The organism is Micromonospora sp. NPDC005367 (assembly GCF_040606825.1).
Classification (GTDB): Bacteria; Actinomycetota; Actinomycetes; order Mycobacteriales; family Micromonosporaceae; genus Micromonospora.
In genome coordinates this window covers 25,791-43,671 of sequence record NZ_JBEXFP010000019.1, presented here as the reverse complement: position 1 = coordinate 43,671, position 17,881 = coordinate 25,791, and the positions used below count along the sequence as shown (strand labels likewise).

Below are 17,881 nucleotides of genomic sequence, written 5' to 3'. Positions count from 1 at the left end.
GTCAGCGCTCCGCGCCCTGCTGGCTGGTCACCGACGGCGAGCCGGTGGCCGGCTGCGGCACGCCGATGGTCCGACCGTCCGGCAGGCGGATGTACGCCGGCTCCCCCGACTCGACCAGCCCGAGCTTGCGGGCCTGTGCGACCAGGCTGCCCGGCGCCTCGGCGTCGGCGATCTGCTTCTTGAGCTGCTCCTGCTCCAGGTCCAGCCGGGCCTGCTGCTGCTGCAGCTTCTCCAATCTGAACGCATTCTCATTGATCTTGGTGTTGACCAGCAGGATGCCGAGCACCCCACCGACCACCAGCACCACGATCAGCGCCGCGAACGGCGCGCGCGGCACCGACATCGGCGGTGGCGGCGCCACCCGTAGCCGCGGCGGGCGAGCGGCGGTCGCGTCACTGCCCTCCGCCGGCCGCAGCGCGGCACTGCCCTGGGTCGGGAACTCGCGCGCCCCCCGCGCCCGAGACTCCCCCTGCCGGTTCACCCGGTCCGTGCGAGACGTACCGTTTCCGACGCGGCCGACCCGCTCCGCCGCGATCCGGCCCCCCGACCGCGGTGCGCGCTGTCCGACGCCGGTGAAGTCCCGGCGCTCGCGCCCGTCAACGTTCATGTCCCCTCCCCCTCTACGTCCGTCCCTGTCCCGTCCCCCGGCGTCCGCCGGCGATCCCCCACGGATCGCACGGACCCAGTTCCCGGTTGGTTCATCGCCTTCACGCGCCGGCGGGACCGTTCGCGGTCGGTCCGCTCCCGCTCCTGCGCGTCCGGGTCGATGCGCTCCGCGGCCCGCAGCCGCACCGAGGCGGCGCGCGGGTTCGCGGCGACCTCGAGCTCCCCGGGCAGCTCGGCGCCCCGGCTCAGCAGCCGGAACGTCGGGCCGGTCCCCGGCAGCTCGACCGGGAGGTCGATCGGGCCGGTGCTGCGGACCCGATCGGCGAGCGCCGCCTTGGCGAGCCGGTCCTCCAGCGAGTGGTAGGACAGGACCACCATGCGACCGCCCACGTTGAGCGCGTCGAGTGCGGCCGGCAGCGCCGTCTCCAGCGCCGCCAGTTCCCTGTTTACCTCGATCCTCAAAGCCTGAAACGTTCTCTTTGCCGGGTGTCCACCGGTTCGTCGGGCTGGTGCCGGAATGGCATCCCGGATCAGTTCCGCGAGCCGGGCCGACGAGGTGATCCGGGCGCGTTCCCGTTCCCGGATGATCGCCGACGCGATCCGCCCGGCGAACTTCTCCTCGCCGTACACCCGCAGCACCCGCGCCAGTTCGGGGTGGCCGTACGTGTTGACCACCTCTTCGGCGGTCACCCCGCGGGTCTGGTCCATCCGCATGTCCAACGGCGCGTCCTGCGCGTACGCGAACCCGCGGTCGGGCGCGTCCAGTTGCAGCGACGAGACCCCCAGGTCGAACAGGACCCCGTCGACCCCCGGATAGCCCAGCCGGTCGAGCACATCGGGCAACTCGTCGTAGACCGCGTGCTCGAGGTGGATCCGGTCGGCGAAGCGGGCCAGCCGTACGCGTGCGTGAGCCAGCGCCTCGGTGTCCCGGTCCAGTCCGATCAGAATCGTCTGCGGATGCGCCTCGAGTACCGCCTCGGCGTGCCCGCCCAGCCCCAGAGTGGCGTCGACGTGAACCGTCCGGTCACCCCGACCCAGCGCGGGGGCCAGCAGCTCGAGACACCTCTCGAGCAGCACCGGCACGTGCGTGCCGCGTAGCTCCCCCATGTTGACCCCCACCGCTGGTTACCGTGCTTTCTTCTCGCGCCCGCGTCGGCCGGCGCCTTGCCGTCGTACCGCCAGATCCCCATCCGCTCCCCGCCCGTCGCGAGGCCGCAGGCCCCCGAGAGATCGTGCGCCTGGCACCGGGGAAGGGGTGCCAGGAACTCGAAAGCGGCTGGAGATCTCGCAGTACGCCGGGCGCCGTCCGCCCTACAGACCGCCGGGCAGCACCCCCTCCTCGATGTCGGCGAACTCGTCTTCGCTCTCAGCGAGGTAGCTCTCCCAGGCGGCCTTGTCCCAGATCTCCACCCTGGTGCTCGCGCCAATCACGACCAGATCCCGGTCGAGCGCCGCGTACCCCCGTAGGTGGGACGGGATGGTCACCCGGCCCTGCTTGTCCGGAACCTCGTCGTGCGCGCTGGCGAAGAAGACCCGGCTGTAGGCCCGGGCCGCCTTGCTCGTCATCGGTTGCGCGCGCAACTGCTCCGCGATCCGCTGGAACTCAGGCATCGGGAACACATAGAGACAGCGCTCCTGCCCTTTGGTGATCACGACACCCCCTGCCAGCTCATCCCGGAACTTCGCCGGAAGGATCAACCGGCCTTTGTCGTCCAGGCGCGGAGTGTGGGTGCCGAGAAACACGGCCCAACCCCCTCGCCCCTGAGCGGCGTTCGCGGCGCCGCTGACCCCCCGGGCCGGTAGGCCCTCCCGGCCTCACCATTGGGCCCCACTCTACTCCACTTCCCTCCACCTGCAACCAGAATCGCCCGCGTGGCGCGGCCGATCCGCGCCTAAAACCGCACGTCACAACGGGTGGGGCGGAGTGGAGGGCCGGAGCGGCCCACCGGCCGCGTCCGCTTTCCGACATTGATCGACTCCGTCCGGTGGAGGCAGAATCATCCGGCCGCGACAGCTCCCCGGCCGAACGGTTCGCCGTCGGTGCCAATCTGGTGGGACCGATGGTCCGGTAACCTCGCTCGCGTGACGGACGCGAAGATGCCCCTACGGGCGAAGGTGGCCAGCTCCGTGTCCCGGACCGCCGCGGCGCTGTCCCGGGCCGCGGGCCGGGGTGACGGCTCGGTGATCGGCGGATGGATCGGACTCAAGATCGACCCAGACCTGCTCGCGCACCTCGCCGCCGGTCGCACGATCGCCCTCATCTCCGGTACCAACGGCAAGACGACCACCACCCGGCTCGCCGCGGCCGCGGTCGGCGTACTGGGCAAGGTCGCCACCAACTCCTTCGGCGCCAACATGCCCACCGGCCACACCTCCGCGCTCGCCAAGGCGGGCAGCACCCCCTACGCGGTGCTCGAGGTCGACGAGCACTACCTGGCCCAGGTGCTGGAGGCCACCGAACCGCACGTGGTGGCGCTGCTCAACCTCTCCCGCGACCAGCTCGACCGCGCCAAGGAGGTCGCCATGATGGCGCAGCTCTGGCGTGCCGCGCTGGTCCGGCACCAGGACGTGCGGGTGGTGGCCAACGCCGACGACCCGATGGTCGTCTGGGCGGCCACCCCGCCGCCCAACCACGACCACCGGATCAACCCGCCCCAGGTGACCTGGTTCAGCGCCGGGCAACGCTGGCACGAGGACTCGTGGGTCTGCCCCGAGTGCGGCTCCACCATCCAGCGCTCCGGCGAGCAGTGGTGGTGCACCGGCTGCCCGCTACGCCGCCCCGAGCCGCAGTGGACGGTGGAGGACGACGGCGTGCTCGACCCGACGGGCGCATGGCACAAGGTCGCCCTCCAACTGCCCGGCAAGGTCAACGTCGGCAACGCGGCGACCGCCCTCGCGGTGGCCGCGGAGTTCGGCGTACGACCGGTCGACGCGGTGTCCCGGCTGTCCAGCGTCACCTCGGTCGCCGGCCGCTACGCCCAGGTGGAGAAGGACGGCCGCCTCATCCGGCTGCTGCTCGCCAAGAACCCGGCCAGCTGGCTGGAGGCGTTCGACATGGCCGACCTGGCGCCCACCCTGCTGTCGATCAACGCACGGGACCCCGACGGGCTGGACACCTCGTGGCTCTTCGACGTCGACTTCGCCCCGCTGCGCGGACGGCAGGTGCTGATCACCGGCGACCGGGCGTACGACCTGGCCGTCCGGCTCGACGTCAACGACGTGCCGTTCCAGCATGTACGCAGCTTCGACGAGGCGATCCGCGCGGTGTCCCCAGGGCGCCTCGAGGTGATCGCCAACTACACCGCGTTCCAGGACATCCGAGCGGAGTTGGATCGTGTCAACTGAAAGCCTGCGCATCGTCTGGGTCTACCCCGACCTGCTCTCCACCTACGGCGACCGGGGCAACGCCCTGATCCTCGCCCGGCGGGCGCGCCAGCGCGGCCTGCCGGTCGAGGTGCTGGAGGTCCGCTCCGACCAGCGGCTGCCCGCGACCGCCGACATCTACCTCGTCGGCGGCGGCGAGGACGGCCCGCAGGCGTTGGGCGCGCAACGGCTGATCGCCGACGGCTCGCTGCACCGCGCCGTCGCACAGGGCTCGGTCGTGTTCGGGGTCTGCGCCGGCTACCAGCTGCTCGGCAACTCGTTCTTCGCCAAGGGCACCAAGTGCGCCGGGCTGGAGCTGCTCGACATCACCTCCGACCGAGGCGAGGCGCGGGCCGTCGGCGAGCTGACCGGTGACATCGACGCCCGGTTGGGCTTGCCGCCGCTGAGCGGCTTCGAGAACCACGGCGGTCGTACCCTCCTCGGGCCGAGCGTCTCCCCGTTGGCCCGGGTCACCGCCGGCGTCGGCAACGACGGCGCCAGCGAGGGCGCGTGGCGCGGCAAGCTGCTCGGGACGTACTCGCACGGACCCGCGCTGGCCCGTAACCCGGCCCTCGCCGATCTGCTGCTGCGCTGGGCCACCGGCATCCACCAGCTGCCGCCGCTGGACGACTCCTGGCCCGACCGGCTCCGGTCCGAGCGCCGCGCCGCGGTGGCCGCCGCCCGAGCATGATCCCCGCCGTCCGGCGGCTGCTGCGGCAACCGTCGGCCGTCCGGTTCGCGCTGCTGGTGCTCGTCGTCGCGACCTGCGGTGTGCTGCTGCTCGTGGTGCCCCGGCCGGACCCGTCCGAGCTGCCCGGGCTGGCCGACCGGCTCGGTGACTTCACGCCGGTCGCGGCGGTCCTCGGTGGCGCGCTGCTACTGGTCGCGCTCGTTCCGCGCACGTTCATCACCCTCGCCTCGGGGGCGATCTTCGGCCCGTTCGAGGGCGCCGGGTACGCGCTGACCGCGGCGTTGGTGGCGGCCGCCATCGGGTTCACGGTCGGCCGGCTGCTGGGGCGGGAGTTCGTCGCCGCCCGGGTGCGCGGTCGACTGGCCCGCCTCGACGGCTGGTTCGCCCGGCAGAACGTGCTCGGGGTGATCACCGTACGGCTGCTGCCGATCGCCGGGTTCGGGCTGGTCAGTTACGGCTACGGCACCACCGGGGCACGTCTGCTGCCGTTCCTCGCCGGCAGCGTGATCGCCGCCGTGCCCAGCGCGTTCGGCTACGCCGCCGTCGGTGCCGCGGTCACCTCGCCGGGTGACGTCCAGTGGTTCGCCGTGGCCCCCGCGGGCCTCGGCCTGATCGCCGGCGCGGTACTGGTCCGCCGGCTGTGGCGGGCGGAGCGGCGCCGGCGGAGCATGCCGGGCGGCGCCGGTGAGCGTTAGCCCGGCGACCGGTAGCCCGGAACCCCGGCTCGGCCCTTCGCCTCGCAGAGCCTTTGGAGCTGATGTCGGAAACGACTCGCACGCCGACGCCGACTCAAGAGGCCGACGCCGACTCGCGGGCGGATTGAGTCGTTGGTGACGTCAGTTCCATAGGCGCGGCGACCGGGCAGAGCCACCGGCCTCGACGGCGGTGCCGCAGACCGCTGCGCTCCGCGTAAGGGCGCCGGCCGACCACCACGAACCTGCCGTGGGCGCGCCCGACGAGGACGCGCCCACGAGCAGGTTCAGAGCACGACCGAGACCATCCGGCCCTTCACCACGATGACCTTGCGCGGCTCCTTGCCGGCCAGGCTGCCGGCCACCGCCTCCAGGGCGGCCGCGCGGACCGTCTCCTCCGACGCGTCGGCGGGCACCTCGACCCGGCCGCGCACCTTGCCGTTGACCTGCACCGGGTAGGTCGCCGTCTCGGCGACCAGCAGCGCCGGGTCGGCCACCGGGAAGTCCACGTACGCGAGCGAGCCGTCGTGCCCCATCCGCTGCCACAGTTCCTCGGCGACGTGCGGCGCGAACGGCGCCAGCATCAGCACCAGCGGCTCGGCCACCTCACGAGGAGTGGCCGGCAGCCGGGTCAACGCGTTGGTCAGCTCGATCAGTTTGGCGATCGCGGTGTTGAACCGGATCCCCTCCATGTCGCCGCGTACGCCGTCGATCACCTTGTGCAGCAGCCGCCGGGTGCCCTCGTCAGCCGGGTCATCGGTGACCCGCAGCGCACCGGTCTGCTCGTCGACCACCGCCCGCCACACCCGCTGCAGGAAGCGGAACGAGCCGATCACCGCCCGGGTCTCCCACGGGCGGGACACCTCCAGCGGGCCCATCGACATCTCGTAGACCCGGAACGTGTCCGCGCCGTACGTCGCGCACATCTCGTCCGGCGTGACGACGTTCCGCAGCGACTTGCCCATCTTGCCGTACTCGCGGTTGACCTGGGCGTCACCCAGGAAGTAGCCGCCGTCGCGCTCGATGACCTCGGCGGCCTGCACGTAGCTGCCCCGCGAGTCGGTGTAGGCGTACGCCTGGATCATGCCCTGGTTGAACAGCCGGCGGAACGGCTCGACGCTGGAGACGTGGCCCAGGTCGAACAGCACCTTGTGCCAGAACCGGGCGTACAGCAGGTGCAGCACGGCGTGCTCGGCGCCGCCCACGTACAGGTCGGTGCCGCCGGTGTCGCCCTCGCCGCGCGGGCCCATCCAGTACCGCTCGTTCTCCGCGTCGACGAACCGGCCGGCGTTGGTCGGGTCCAGGTAGCGCAGCTCGTACCAGCACGAGCCGGCCCACTGCGGCATCACGTTGGTCTCCCGGGTGTACCGCTTCGGGCCGTCACCCAGGTCCAGCTCGACCTCGACCCAGTCCCGGCGCCGGGACAGCGGGGTCTCCGGGTTCGAGTTCGCGTCGTCCGGGTCGAACGTCTTCGGCGAGAAGTCGTCCACCTCGGGCAGCTCGACCGGCAGCATCTCCTCCGGCAGCGCGATCGCCGCGCCGGTCTCGTCGTACACGATCGGGAACGGCTCACCCCAGTAGCGCTGCCGGCTGAACAGCCAGTCCCGCAGCCGGTAGGTGACCGCGCCACGGCCGTGGCCGTTCGCCTCCAGCCACTCGATCATCCGGGCCTTGGCGTCGGCGACCCCCAGGCCGTTCAGGTCCAGGCCACGCTCGGGCGCGGCGCTGTTGATCGCCGGCCCGTCCCCGGTGTACGCCTTGCCGTCGAAGCCCTCGGACGGCTGCACCGTGCGGACGATGGGCAGGTCGAAGACCTCGGCGAAGGCGTAGTCCCGCTCGTCCTGGGCCGGCACCGCCATGATCGCGCCGGTGCCGTAGCCCGCCAGCACGTAGTCCGCGATGAAGATCGGGATCTGCGCACCGGTGACCGGGTTGGTGGCGTACGCCCCGGTGAAGACGCCGGTCTTCTCCTTCGTCTCGGCCTGCCGCTCGACGTCGGTCTTGGCCGCGGCCGCCTTGCGGTACGCCTCGACGGCGGCCCGCGGGCTGGCGTGCCCGCCCGTCCAGACCTCCCGGGTGCCCTCCGGCCAGGCCGCGGGCACCAGCGGGTCGACCAGTTCGTGCTCCGGCGCCAGCACCATGTAGGTGGCCCCGAAGAGGGTGTCCGGCCGGGTGGTGAAGACGGTGATGCGGGCTTCGCCCGCGGCATCGGAATCACCGGTCGCGGTGGGGAAGAAGATGTGCGCGCCCTGGGACCGTCCGATCCAGTTGCGCTGCATCAGCTTGATCGCCTCGGGCCAGTCCAGCTTGTCCAGGTCCTCCAGCAGCCGGTCACCGTACACGGTGATCCGCATCATCCACTGCTTCAGGTTCCGCTTGAAGACCGGGAAGTTGCCCCGCTCCGAACGGCCGTCGGCGGTGACCTCCTCGTTGGCCAGCACGGTGCCCAGACCCGGGCACCAGTTCACCGGCGCCTCCGAGACGTACGCCAGCCGGTGGTCGTCGACGATGCTCCGGCGATCGGCCACGGACAGCTCCGCCCAGGGGCGGCCGTCCGGCGTCGGCCGGTTGCCGCCCTCGAACTCCGCGACCAGTTCGGCGATCGGCCGGGCCTTCTTCGCGTCCTGGTCGTACCAGGCGTTGAAGATCTGCAGGAAGATCCACTGGGTCCAGCGGTAGAAGTCGACGTCGATGGTGGCGACCGAGCGGCGCTCGTCGTGGGCCAGCCCCAGCCGGCGCAGCTGCGCCTTGTACCGCTCGATGTTCGCCACCGTGGTGGTACGTGGGTGGGTGCCGGTCTGCACCGCGTACTGCTCGGCGGGCAGGCCGAACGCGTCGAAGCCCATCGCGTGCAGCACGTTCCGGCCGGCCATCCGCTGGTAGCGGGCGAAGCTGTCGGTGCCGATGTAGCCCAGCGGGTGGCCGACGTGCAGGCCCGCCCCGGACGGGTAGGGGAACATGTCCAGCACGTAGAGCTTCTCCGCGCCCGCCCGCGGGTGGCCGGGGTCGGCCAGCGGCCCGGTCGGGTTGGGGGCGTGGAAGGTTCCCTTCCGCTCCCAGTGGTCCTGCCAACGGTGCTCGATATCGTTGGCCAGGGCCGCGGTGTACCGGAACGGGGGGATGTCGCCCGCCGGTGCGGCTGCCTCACTCATCGCGTCTCCTCGCGTCGCTCGGCGCGGTCGTCTCGTGCGGTCTGCTGATGCTGCCCGCCCGCCCGAGGCGGACGACGGGCACAAAAAAGCCCCTCACGCAGGAGGGGCCGCCGTGCTGTCGCGCGCTCAGCGCATCAGCACGGCTCGGTAAGAAGCAGGAAGACTCCGGCCATGCCCGCAGTGTACCCCCAGGTCCGCGCCGCCTGGTGGCCCGCTACCACGCCTCGGGACGCCGGACGGCCAGCCTACTGGGATACCCCGAACCGGCTGCCGTACGGTTCCCCCAACCTGACGAATATTCGGGGCGTAACCGACGGTCTGGCCGCAGGGGTCGGCGATAACGACAAACATGGTTAGCCTGAGAGGCCAGTGAGTTTTCTGCGGCAGACGAGGCTCGGCGTCGCGAACCCAACGGCGGGTCCAGCTGCTCTTAACAGAGCTGCCGTTCCGGCGACGAGGAGGAGGCCCGTGACACAACAGACCTGGGACGAGGTCGGCGGCCTGCTGCCGCACGACGAGTTCCGCGCCGCGAGCGAGGCCATCGTGGCCAACATCGAGCAGGTCATCGAGGGTAAGACGGCGACCGTGCGCCTCGCTCTGGCGGTCCTGCTCGCCGAGGGGCACCTCCTCATCGAGGACGTGCCCGGGGTCGGCAAGACCAAGCTCGCCAAGGCTCTCGCGCGCTCCATCGACTGCTCGGTACGCCGGATCCAGTTCACCCCGGACCTGCTGCCCAGCGACGTCACCGGGGTCAGCGTCTACAACCAGGAAACGCACGACTTCGAGTTCCGGCCCGGCGCGGTCTTCGCCAACCTGGTGGTCGGCGACGAGATCAACCGGGCGTCGCCGAAGACCCAGTCGGCGTTGCTGGAGTGCATGGAGGAACGGCAGGTCACCGTCGACGGCGTGACCTACCAGCTCCAGACACCCTTCATGGTGATCGCCACCCAGAACCCGATCGAGATGGAGGGCACCTACCCGCTGCCCGAGGCGCAGCGCGACCGGTTCACCGCCCGGATCGCGATGGGCTACCCGGACGTCGGCGCGGAGCTGGCGATGCTCGACGGCCACGGCGCCACCGACCCGCTCGACGAGCTGCGCCCGGTCTCCGACGCGGTCACCGTCCGGCAGCTGATCGCCACGGTCCGCCAGGTGCACGTCGCCGACGCGGTCAAGCAGTACGCGATCGACCTGGTCACCGCCACGCGTGAGGCTCCTGACCTGCGGCTGGGAGCTTCCCCCCGGGCCACCCTCCAACTGCTGCGCACCGCCCGCGCGGTGGCCGCCCTGGAGGGCCGCGACTACGTCCTCCCCGACGACCTCCAGGCGCTGGCCGTGCCCGTGCTGGCGCACCGGATCATCCCCACCGCCGACGCGCAGCTGGCCCGGCGCACCACGGACGCGATCGTCTCCGACCTGGTGCACCGGCTGCCCCTGCCGAACGACCGCAAGCGCTCCCCCTACGACACCAGACCGGCGAGCGGCAACGGCCGCGGGCCGTACGAGCCGCGGAGGCCGTGACGTGCGTGAAGGGCTGCGCGGGCTGACCACCCGGGGCCGCTCGTTCCTGGCAGCCGCGGTGGCCGCGGCCGTCTCGGCGGGCATCCTCGGTGAGAAGGACCTGCTCCGGGTGGCCGTGCTGCTCGCCGTACTGCCCCTGCTCGCCGCGGCCTACGTCGGCCGCAGCCGCTACAAGCTGGCCTGCAACCGGTCGCTGGACCCGCACCGGGTGCCGGTCGGGGCGAGTTCACGGGTGGTGCTGCGACTGCAGAACATGTCCCGCCTGCCCACCGGCACTCTGCTCCTGGAGGACCGGCTGCCGTACGCGTTGGGCAGCCGGCCCCGGGTGGTGCTGGAGCGGCTCGGCGCGCACCAGGCGAGTTCGGTGGCGTACACCGTCCGGGCCGACGTGCGCGGCCGCTACGAGGTGGGCCCGCTGGTGGTGCGGTTGACCGACCCGTTCGGGCTCTGCGAACTCAGCCGCGCCTTCCCCAGCGTCGACCACCTGACGGTGATCCCGCAGGTCACGCCGCTGCCCTCGGTCCGGCTGCCCGGTGAGTACGCCGGCAGCGGCGACAGCCGGGCCCGGTCGGTGGCGGTGCACGGCGAGGACGACGCGGCGACCCGGGAGTACCGGGTGGGCGACGACCTGCGCCGGGTGCACTGGAAGTCGACCGCCCGCACCGGCGAGCTGATGGTTCGCCGGGAGGAGCAACCCTGGGAGAGCCGGGCGACGGTGGTGCTCGACACCCGCGCGTACGGCCACCGGGGCGACGGTCCGACGGCGAGCTTCGAGTGGGCGGTCTCCGCGACCGCGAGCATCGCCATGCACCTGCGCCAGGCCGGCTACAAGCTCCGCCTGGTCACCGGGGCCGGCGCGGACGTCGACGCCTCCGAGGGCGGCGGCGACGGGCTCCTGCTCGACCAGCTCGCCGAGGTACGCCTCGACCAGCGCACCGAGGTGACCGAACTGGTGCAGCGGGTCCGGCAGCGGTCCGACGGCGGTTTGATCATCGGCGTCTTCGGCTCCCTGAGCACCGCCGAGGCGGAGCTGCTGTCCGGGTTGCGCGGCAACGGCGCGACCTGCGTCGCGTTCCTGGTCAACAGCTCCACCTGGCTGAACCTGCCCGAGAAGGCGCGCGCCGAGGCCGAGCAGACGCACGCCGCTGCCGCACTGTCGCTGGTGCGCAGCGGTTGGCGGGTGATCGGCGTCGACCACGGCACCCGGCTGCCGGCGATCTGGCCGCAGGCCGGCCGCGGCTCGCAGGGGTTCGCGGTGCGCGCCGCGCTGGCCGAGACGGTGGCCGGCGGCGTGCGATGAGCGAGCGAAACAGCCAGCTTGGCGCACTGGAGCCCCGCTCCGCCGGGCAGCACGGCGCAGCAGCGGCATGAGCGGAGGGAAGCGGTCATGACCGGCCATCGAAATCTCGGCCTGGTGGCCGCGGGCGCGACGCTGCTCGCCGCGGCGCCGCTGTCGGCCATCTTCGAACGCTGGACCTGGCTGATCGAGTCGGCCGTCGCGGTCGCCGTGGTGGCCGGAGCGGCCGCGCTGGCCCGGGCGCTGCGCGCGCCCCTCTGGGGTCAGGTGCTCGGCATGCTGGCGGGGCTCACGCTGTCGCTCACCTGGCTCTTCCCGGGCGGCAGCGAGCTTCTCGCGGTCCTGCCCACGCCGGCCACCTTCGCCCACTTCGGCGAGCTGCTGCGCGGCTCGGCGCAGGACATGCGCTCGTACGGCGTGGAGGTGCCCGACACCCCCGCGCTGCTGTTCATCACGGTGCTGGGCGTCGGCGCCGTGGCCGTCGTGGTCGACCTGCTCACCGTCGGGCTGCGCCGACCGGCTCTGGCGGGCCTGCCGATGCTCGCCATCTACTCGGTCCCCGTCGCCGTCTACGTGGACGACGTCTCGCCGGTTCCGTTCGTGATCGGCGCCGCCGGCTATCTCTGGTTGCTGGGCGCCGACAACGTCGACCGGGTCCGCCGGTTCGGCCGCCGGTTCACCGGCGACGGGCGGGACGTCGACGTCTGGGAGAGCTCCCCGCTGGCGGCCGCCGGCCGCCGGCTCGCGGTGCTCGGCGTGGCGGTGGCGGTACTCCTGCCGCTCGTCCCCGTGCCGGGCATGAACGGCAGCCTGCTCGACTCCCTGAGCTCCAGCAACGGCAGCGGCAGCGGCAACGGCCGGCCCGGCCATGGCGGCGCCCCCGGAAAGATCAACCTGTTCGCCGCGCTCAGCGGCCAGTTGAACCAGTCCGAGGTGGCCGACCTGATCAAGGTGACCACCAACGAACCGAACCCGTTCTATCTACGCTTCGGCGTCGCCGACGAGCTGAAGTCGAGTGGCTTCGAGGTGACCAACCCGAGCGGGCGGCCGGTCAACCGGGAGCTGCCCGACCCGATCCGAGAGGTCAGCGGCGTCGAACAGCGCCAGTACGAGGCCAGCGTCGAGATCGCCCGGGATCTCGACATGCCACTGCTGCCGGTCTACTCCGAGCCGGTCCGCACCAAGGACCTGAACTCGACCTGGCTCTACGACGACGATCGTCAGATCGTCTTCTCCAACCGGGAGAACTCCCGCGGCAAGCGCTACTCGTTCGAGTACGTGCGGTCCACGTACACCGTGGCCGCGTTGCGCAGCGCGCGGAAGCTGCCGGCCGACCACCCGTTGGTACGGCGACAGCAGACCAGGACGCCGCCGGTGCCCGAGGTGACGGAGCTGGTGACGCGGCTCGTCCGGGGCAAGCAGACCGAGTACGACAAGGTCCGGTCGATCTACGACTACTTCTCCTCGGACAACGGCTTCAGTTACCAGCTGCGCACCGAGGGCGGGACCAGCGGCGAGGACATCGTCGACTTCCTCACCAACAAGGTGGGCTACTGCCAGCAGTACGCGGCCGCGATGGGTTGGTTGGTCCGGGCGGCCGGTATCCCGGCCCGGGTCGCGTTCGGTTTCACCAGTGGAAGCAACCGCAGCGGCAACACGTACACGCTCACCAATCGCAACCTGCACGCCTGGACGGAGGTCTACTTCGACGGGATCGGCTGGGTGCCGTTCGACGCCACCCCGGCGTACGGCGTCGCCGGCTCCACCCGGTCGGCCTGGGCCCCGGACACCGACGCTCCGGATCCGCTGCCCAATCAGCCGGGCGCGCCGAACGCCGCTCCGAACCCGGAAGAGTCCGCCGGGGCGGTGGGTTCGGAGCGGGAGGACCGCGACACCGACGCCGGACTCTCCCTCGGTGCGGAGACCTCCACCGAGCAGGCGCCCGTCTGGCCCTGGTGGGCGGCCGTTTCGCTGGTGCTCCTGTTGCTGCTGGCCATGCCGGCGCTCCGCCGGCTCACGTTGCGCCGCAGCCGGGGTGGCCGGGCACCGACGCCGGTCACCGCGGCCGTGCCGGACGTGGGTGTCCAGGCCACGACCGGCGACCGGATGGTGGTGGTCGGCGCCGACGCCGACCAGGCACGGGCCGATGCGCACGCCGCGTGGGACGAGCTGCTCGACACGCTGATCGACTACCGAGTGCCGGTCGACCGGACCGAAACCCCACGGGCGACCGCCGACCGGCTCGTCCGGGACGCGCTCAACGCGGACGCCGACGCCGTCACCGCGATCCGGTTGCTCGGCCGGGCTGAGGAGCGGGCCCGCTACGCGCGTGATCCGCTCACCGGTGACCCGCTGGCACCCGCGCTGCGCGTGGTCCGGGGCAGGCTCGCCACGGATGCCGATCGGCGTACCCGGTTGCTCGCGGCGGTGCTGCCGCCGTCAGTGTTGCTGCGTTGGCGGCTCGCCGTGGCGGACATCTCGGGCCGGATGGTCGCGGTGACCGGCCAGGCCCGTCACCGGCTGCTGCGGTGGAACCCGCGCCGGCTGCTCGCCGGCCGCACGGCCCGCTGACCGGCCGGCAGCGCGTCAGACCACGGCTGCTTGATCCACTCCTGCTCAGTGAAGTCGGGGTGTCCCGGTCACGGGAACACCCCGACTTCCTAAACAGCGAGCCGATCGACGCTCGGCACGCCCGACGATCGTCACGGCGCGGCCGCGCCCGACGAAGGTCAGCGGCCGGTCGGACTCAGCGGTGCCCCTCCGGGCGCTGACGCCACCTGTCCTCCATCCGGTCGATGAACGAGGGACGTCGACCGGACCGAACGCGGGTGCGGCGTCGACTGGTCGTCCCGCCCACCACGTGGAGATCGGGTGACTGCGCCCGACGATGCGACTGCACCGCGAACGCGGCCGAGGCCAACATGACGACGAAACCCGCCACAGCCAGGGGCGGGGTCTTGATCACCGCGCCATAGACCAGTAGGGCCAGCCCAGCGATGATGACGCCGGCAGCGACGAGCAGGCGACGCCGCGTGTGGAAACGCGGATCGCTGGCGCGCACGGCCGAGGCGAATTTGGGGTCCTCGGCAAGCGACCGCTCGATCTGCTCGAACAGCCGCTGCTCGTGCTCCGAGAGCGGCACGGCACTCCTCCCCGGTCACGTTGGTCGGCCCGTTCGGACCGACAGACCGTGGCAGCCAACCGGCTGCTTACCCGCAAGTCTACGAGGGGGGTCGCGCGTCGGAAAGCGGGACGACCTATGGCCCGGGCTGATTTTCGTTCCGACGAGGATCACGGTTGCCGAGCAGACTGGCCGGACCTATGACGGACCGCCCGAATCGGGCAGCGGCGGCGTCCGCGGCGGCTTCCGCCTCGCGCCACCCACGCTCGGGCGCGCCGAGGGTGAGCTGGCGAGGCGTTTCCTGCGCCGCGGCGAGCCCCTCGGCCCGTACGCCGACGAGCCGGACCGGCTCACCCGGGGCCAGCACGGTCCAGAGCGCCCAGACAGTGTCGAACATCTCCCTGGCCGTGTCGGTGGCGACCGGCAGGGTGCGCGAGCGGGTGACCGTGCGGAAGTCGGCGAGTCGCACCTTGAGCGAGATCGTCCGACCGACCTGACCGGCCCGGCGCAGCCGGCCACCGACCTTGTCGGCGAGCGCGAGCAGGGCACGCCGGATCTCCAGCGGGTCGGTCACGTCGACGTCGAAGGTGACCTCCGCCCCGATCGACTTCTCCACGTGCTCCGGGCTCACCGCGCGCGGATCACGCCCCCGGGCGAGAGCGTGCAGGTGGCCGGCGGACGCCTCACCGACGGCCTTGCGCAACATGCCGTACGGCGCCTCGGCGAGGTCGCCGATCGTGGCCAGCCCGAGCCGGCGCAACGCCTGCGCGGAGCGCTCACCCACCCCCCAGAGCGCGTCGACCGGCAGCGGGTGGAGGAACTCGAGCACCCGGGACGCGGGCACGACCAGCATGCCGTCGGGCTTGGCCCGGGTCGAGCCGAGCTTCGCCACGAACTTGCTCGGCGCCACCCCGACCGAGCAGGTCAACCCCTGCTCGCGCGCGACCCGGGCGCGGATCTTGCGGGCGATCTCAGCCGGTGAGCCGAAGAGCCGTCGCGCACCGGTCACGTCGAGGAACGCCTCGTCGAGGGAGAGCGGCTCGACCAACGGGGTGACGTCCCGGAAGACCTGCATCACCGCCCGCGAGGCGTCGGTGTAGGCGGTGAAGTCCGGCGGCAGGTAGACCGCGTGCGGGCAGAGCGCACGCGCCCGCATCATCGGCATGGCGCTGCGTACGCCGTAGCGGCGGGCCTCGTAGCTGGCCGAGCTGACGACACCACGCGGACCGAGGCCACCGACCACCACCGGCCGGCCCCGCAGCTCGGGGCGGCTGCGCACCTCCACCGAGGCGAAGAAGGCGTCCATGTCCACGTGCAGGATCGGGCTGCCCGAGTCGTCGGCGTCGGGACCGAAACGCGGATCACCGCCCCGTGGCAACGACTGGCTGCGACCCATGTCCGCAGGTTAGCCCCCGGGTACGACGGAACCGGTCAGCCCCGGACCACCAGCAGTGGGATGGTCATCTCGGCCGCCGTGTCCGACCCGTGGTAAGCCACCAGCCGCGACGCGAGCGGGCTCTCCGAGCGGGTGGCCAGTACGGCGTACGTGTCGTTGCAGATCACCACGACGTCGCCGATCCGGGCCAGGTGTTCGGCCGGCACCGGCCCGAACCAGCCGGCCGCGACCGCCTCGTCGCGGGTACGCACCCGGGCCGCGTCGCCGAGCACCGCCGACCAGGCGGCCACCACGTCGTCCACCGCGCCGGGCGTGACGTGCAGGTAGCGCACCCGGGCCTCCCCGGCGACGACCTCGATCCCGGCGCGCAGCCGGGGGTCGGTGTCCAGGTCGAACCGGTGCGCGGCGGGCACGTCGAGCTGGCCGTGGTCGGCGGTCACCAGCAGCGCGGCGTCGGCCGGCAGGCCGTCCACCAGGCGGGCGACCAGAGTGTCCACCTCCGCCGCGGCGACCCGCCACGGCGGTGAGTCGACCCCGGTGAGGTGGCCGTGCCGGTCCAGGTCGGGGTGGTAGCCGGAGACCAGGGTCGGTCCGGTCCCCGCGCTCAACGCGGCCAGCATCGTCGCGGCGAGCTCGTCGACGCCGGTGGCGCCGCGGAAGTCCCCGCCCCGGTTGGCGGCCATGGTCAGCCCGCTGCCACCGAACTCGGGACGGCTCACCACGGTGACGGCGACGCCGGCCGCACGGGCCCGCTCCAGTTGGGTCGGGACCGGTTGCCAGCGCAGCGGATCCGGATCCCCGGCCCACTCGATGTGACTGAGCACACGCTCCGTACCGGGCACCCGGACGGTGAAGCCGAGCACTCCGTGCGCGCCGGGGGCTGCGCCGGTGCCCATGGTCACCAGGCTGGTGGGGGTGGTCGACGGGAAGCCGGAGGTGAGCGGCCGGCCGGCTGTCGCGGCGAGCCCGGCCAGTGTCGGGGCGTACGGGGTGGCGGTGGGGATCTGGTACCAGCCGAGCCCGTCGACGAGCAGCACGGCGATGCGGCGTACCCCGGCCAGCCGGTCCGTCAGACCCAGCCGGTCGACGGAACCCGGCACCCCGAGCACCGCGAGCGCGCTGGGAAGCACATCGGCGAGGCTGCCGTCGCCGTAGCGGGGCGCGACCGGGGACAGCGGATCGGATGCCGCCGCGGACCCGGGACTGTTCGGGTCCGGCGGACCGGACGGCCGCGACAGGGCAGGCCCGGTCATGCCGGCCGGCGAGCGAACAGGTGCAGCTGGGCGGCGAGATCCCGGTACGGTGGCCGGCCGGCGAGCGCCCGCTCCAGCTCGACCAGGGCCCCGGGCTGACCGTCGGCGACCGCGGCCGGCAGCAGGTCGGCGAGGACGCGTACGCCGTGGATCTCCTCGACCACGAGCCCGGCGCCGCGCAGCAGGGCGGTGGCGGTGGCGGCGTCGTACCGCCGCCGCAGGGTGTCCCGAGCTCCGGCGGTGCCGGCCGGGTCCGTCGCCAGCGTGGCCGCGACGTCCAGGTGGCCGTTCATGGCACGGCCGAGCACCGCGGCGGCGCGACCGGCGAGCAGCACGCTCGCCGCACCGCCGGGACGCAGCGCGGTGGCCAGCGCGGCCACCACCGACGCGGGGTCGTCGACCACCTCGAGCACGGCGTGACAGAGAACCAGGTCGACTCCGGCCGGTTCGACGAGGCCGGCCAACGCGTCGCCGTCGCCCTGCACGGCGCGTACCCGGTCGGCCGCGCCCGCCTCGGCGGCCCGCCGGGTCAGCGCGGCGAGCGCGTCGGGGCTCGCGTCCACCACCGTGACGTGGTGCCCGGCCTGGGCGAGCGGGACGGCGAACCCGCCGGTGCCGCCGCCCACGTCGAGCACGGTCAGTTCGGCATCGCCCCGCCGGTCGAGTTCGGCACGGAGCACCGACCAGATCACGGCGGTACGGGGGGTCAGCGGCGGCCCGGTGAACCGGCCTCGGGTCTGCTCCACCCGGTCGAGCCTAGTCAGGTTCGGACGTGCCGACAGGGGGCCC

General features: G+C 72.6%; 14 protein-coding genes. 6 read left to right on the top strand and 8 right to left on the bottom strand.

Annotation, left to right across the window (positions count from 1 at the left end):
• Position 1: 1 nt before the first annotated feature.
• The 3 genes from ABZS42_RS15855 to mraZ all read right to left on the bottom strand — a co-directional run bounded on the left by ABZS42_RS15855 (position 2) and on the right by mraZ (position 2,349).
• Positions 2-607 carry a septum formation initiator family protein gene (locus ABZS42_RS15855; RefSeq protein WP_355145758.1) on the bottom strand — a complete coding sequence of 202 codons (606 nt, stop codon included), beginning with the start codon at positions 605-607 and terminating at the stop codon, positions 2-4.
• Positions 604-1,713: a 16S rRNA (cytosine(1402)-N(4))-methyltransferase RsmH gene (gene rsmH, locus ABZS42_RS15850; RefSeq protein ID WP_355145886.1), complete on the bottom strand. Its 1,110-nt coding sequence runs from the start codon at positions 1,711-1,713 to the stop codon at positions 604-606. Before rsmH ends, ABZS42_RS15855 begins: the two co-directional genes overlap by 4 nt.
• A 204-nt stretch (positions 1,714-1,917) precedes the next feature.
• Positions 1,918-2,349 (bottom strand): division/cell wall cluster transcriptional repressor MraZ, encoded by a 432-nt coding sequence (mraZ, locus tag ABZS42_RS15845; protein WP_132349281.1) that lies wholly within the window; start codon positions 2,347-2,349, stop codon positions 1,918-1,920.
• Between the two features lie 354 nt (positions 2,350-2,703).
• Between mraZ and ABZS42_RS15840 the strand changes: the two genes are divergently transcribed.
• Genes ABZS42_RS15840 through ABZS42_RS15830 form a run of 3 tightly spaced genes read left to right on the top strand, consistent with a single transcriptional unit; the run spans position 2,704 to position 5,355 of the window.
• Complete coding sequence (locus ABZS42_RS15840) at positions 2,704-3,951, top strand: MurT ligase domain-containing protein (RefSeq protein WP_355145884.1); 1,248 nt, start codon at positions 2,704-2,706, stop codon at positions 3,949-3,951.
• Positions 3,941-4,660 carry a glutamine amidotransferase gene (locus ABZS42_RS15835; protein WP_355145756.1) on the top strand — a complete coding sequence of 240 codons (720 nt, stop codon included), beginning with the start codon at positions 3,941-3,943 and terminating at the stop codon, positions 4,658-4,660. Before ABZS42_RS15840 ends, ABZS42_RS15835 begins: the two co-directional genes overlap by 11 nt.
• A complete protein-coding gene (locus ABZS42_RS15830) occupies positions 4,657-5,355 on the top strand; it encodes a VTT domain-containing protein (RefSeq protein WP_355145754.1) in 699 nt (232 codons plus the stop codon). Before ABZS42_RS15835 ends, ABZS42_RS15830 begins: the two co-directional genes overlap by 4 nt.
• 284 nt (positions 5,356-5,639) lie before the next feature.
• On the opposite strand, the gene leuS is transcribed toward ABZS42_RS15830, so the two are convergent.
• Positions 5,640-8,504, bottom strand: a complete 2,865-nt coding sequence (leuS, locus tag ABZS42_RS15825) for a leucine--tRNA ligase (protein WP_355145752.1) — start codon at positions 8,502-8,504, stop codon at positions 5,640-5,642.
• 468 nt (positions 8,505-8,972) lie between these two features.
• Here leuS and ABZS42_RS15820 point away from each other — a divergent pair, with 468 nt between their 5' ends.
• The 3 genes from ABZS42_RS15820 (at position 8,973) to ABZS42_RS15810 (ending at position 13,893) form a co-directional block, all read left to right on the top strand.
• The gene (locus ABZS42_RS15820) at positions 8,973-10,025 is read left to right on the top strand and encodes a MoxR family ATPase (RefSeq protein WP_076467892.1); all 1,053 of its coding nucleotides are present in this window, start codon (positions 8,973-8,975) and stop codon (positions 10,023-10,025) included.
• Between the two features lies 1 nt (position 10,026).
• A complete protein-coding gene (locus tag ABZS42_RS15815) occupies positions 10,027-11,325 on the top strand; it encodes a DUF58 domain-containing protein (RefSeq protein ID WP_355145750.1) in 1,299 nt (432 codons plus the stop codon).
• An 87-nt stretch (positions 11,326-11,412) separates the two neighbouring features.
• A complete protein-coding gene (locus tag ABZS42_RS15810) occupies positions 11,413-13,893 on the top strand; it encodes a DUF3488 and transglutaminase-like domain-containing protein (protein WP_355145748.1) in 2,481 nt (826 codons plus the stop codon).
• 175 nt (positions 13,894-14,068) lie between these two features.
• Here ABZS42_RS15810 and ABZS42_RS15805 read toward each other — a convergent pair whose 3' ends face one another.
• The 4 genes from ABZS42_RS15805 to ABZS42_RS15790 form a co-directional block, all read right to left on the bottom strand.
• A complete protein-coding gene (locus tag ABZS42_RS15805) occupies positions 14,069-14,464 on the bottom strand; it encodes a DUF3040 domain-containing protein (RefSeq protein ID WP_355145746.1) in 396 nt (131 codons plus the stop codon).
• A 115-nt stretch (positions 14,465-14,579) separates the two neighbouring features.
• Positions 14,580-15,839 carry a DNA polymerase IV gene (locus ABZS42_RS15800; protein WP_355145744.1) on the bottom strand — a complete coding sequence of 420 codons (1,260 nt, stop codon included), beginning with the start codon at positions 15,837-15,839 and terminating at the stop codon, positions 14,580-14,582.
• 35 nt (positions 15,840-15,874) lie between these two features.
• Positions 15,875-17,092: a nucleotide pyrophosphatase/phosphodiesterase family protein gene (locus ABZS42_RS15795; protein ID WP_355145742.1), complete on the bottom strand. Its 1,218-nt coding sequence runs from the start codon at positions 17,090-17,092 to the stop codon at positions 15,875-15,877.
• A complete protein-coding gene (locus ABZS42_RS15790; RefSeq protein WP_355145882.1) occupies positions 17,089-17,856 on the bottom strand; it encodes a methyltransferase domain-containing protein in 768 nt (255 codons plus the stop codon). The genes ABZS42_RS15795 and ABZS42_RS15790 overlap by 4 nt, the downstream gene beginning before the upstream one ends.
• Between the last annotated feature and the right edge of the window lie 25 nt (positions 17,857-17,881).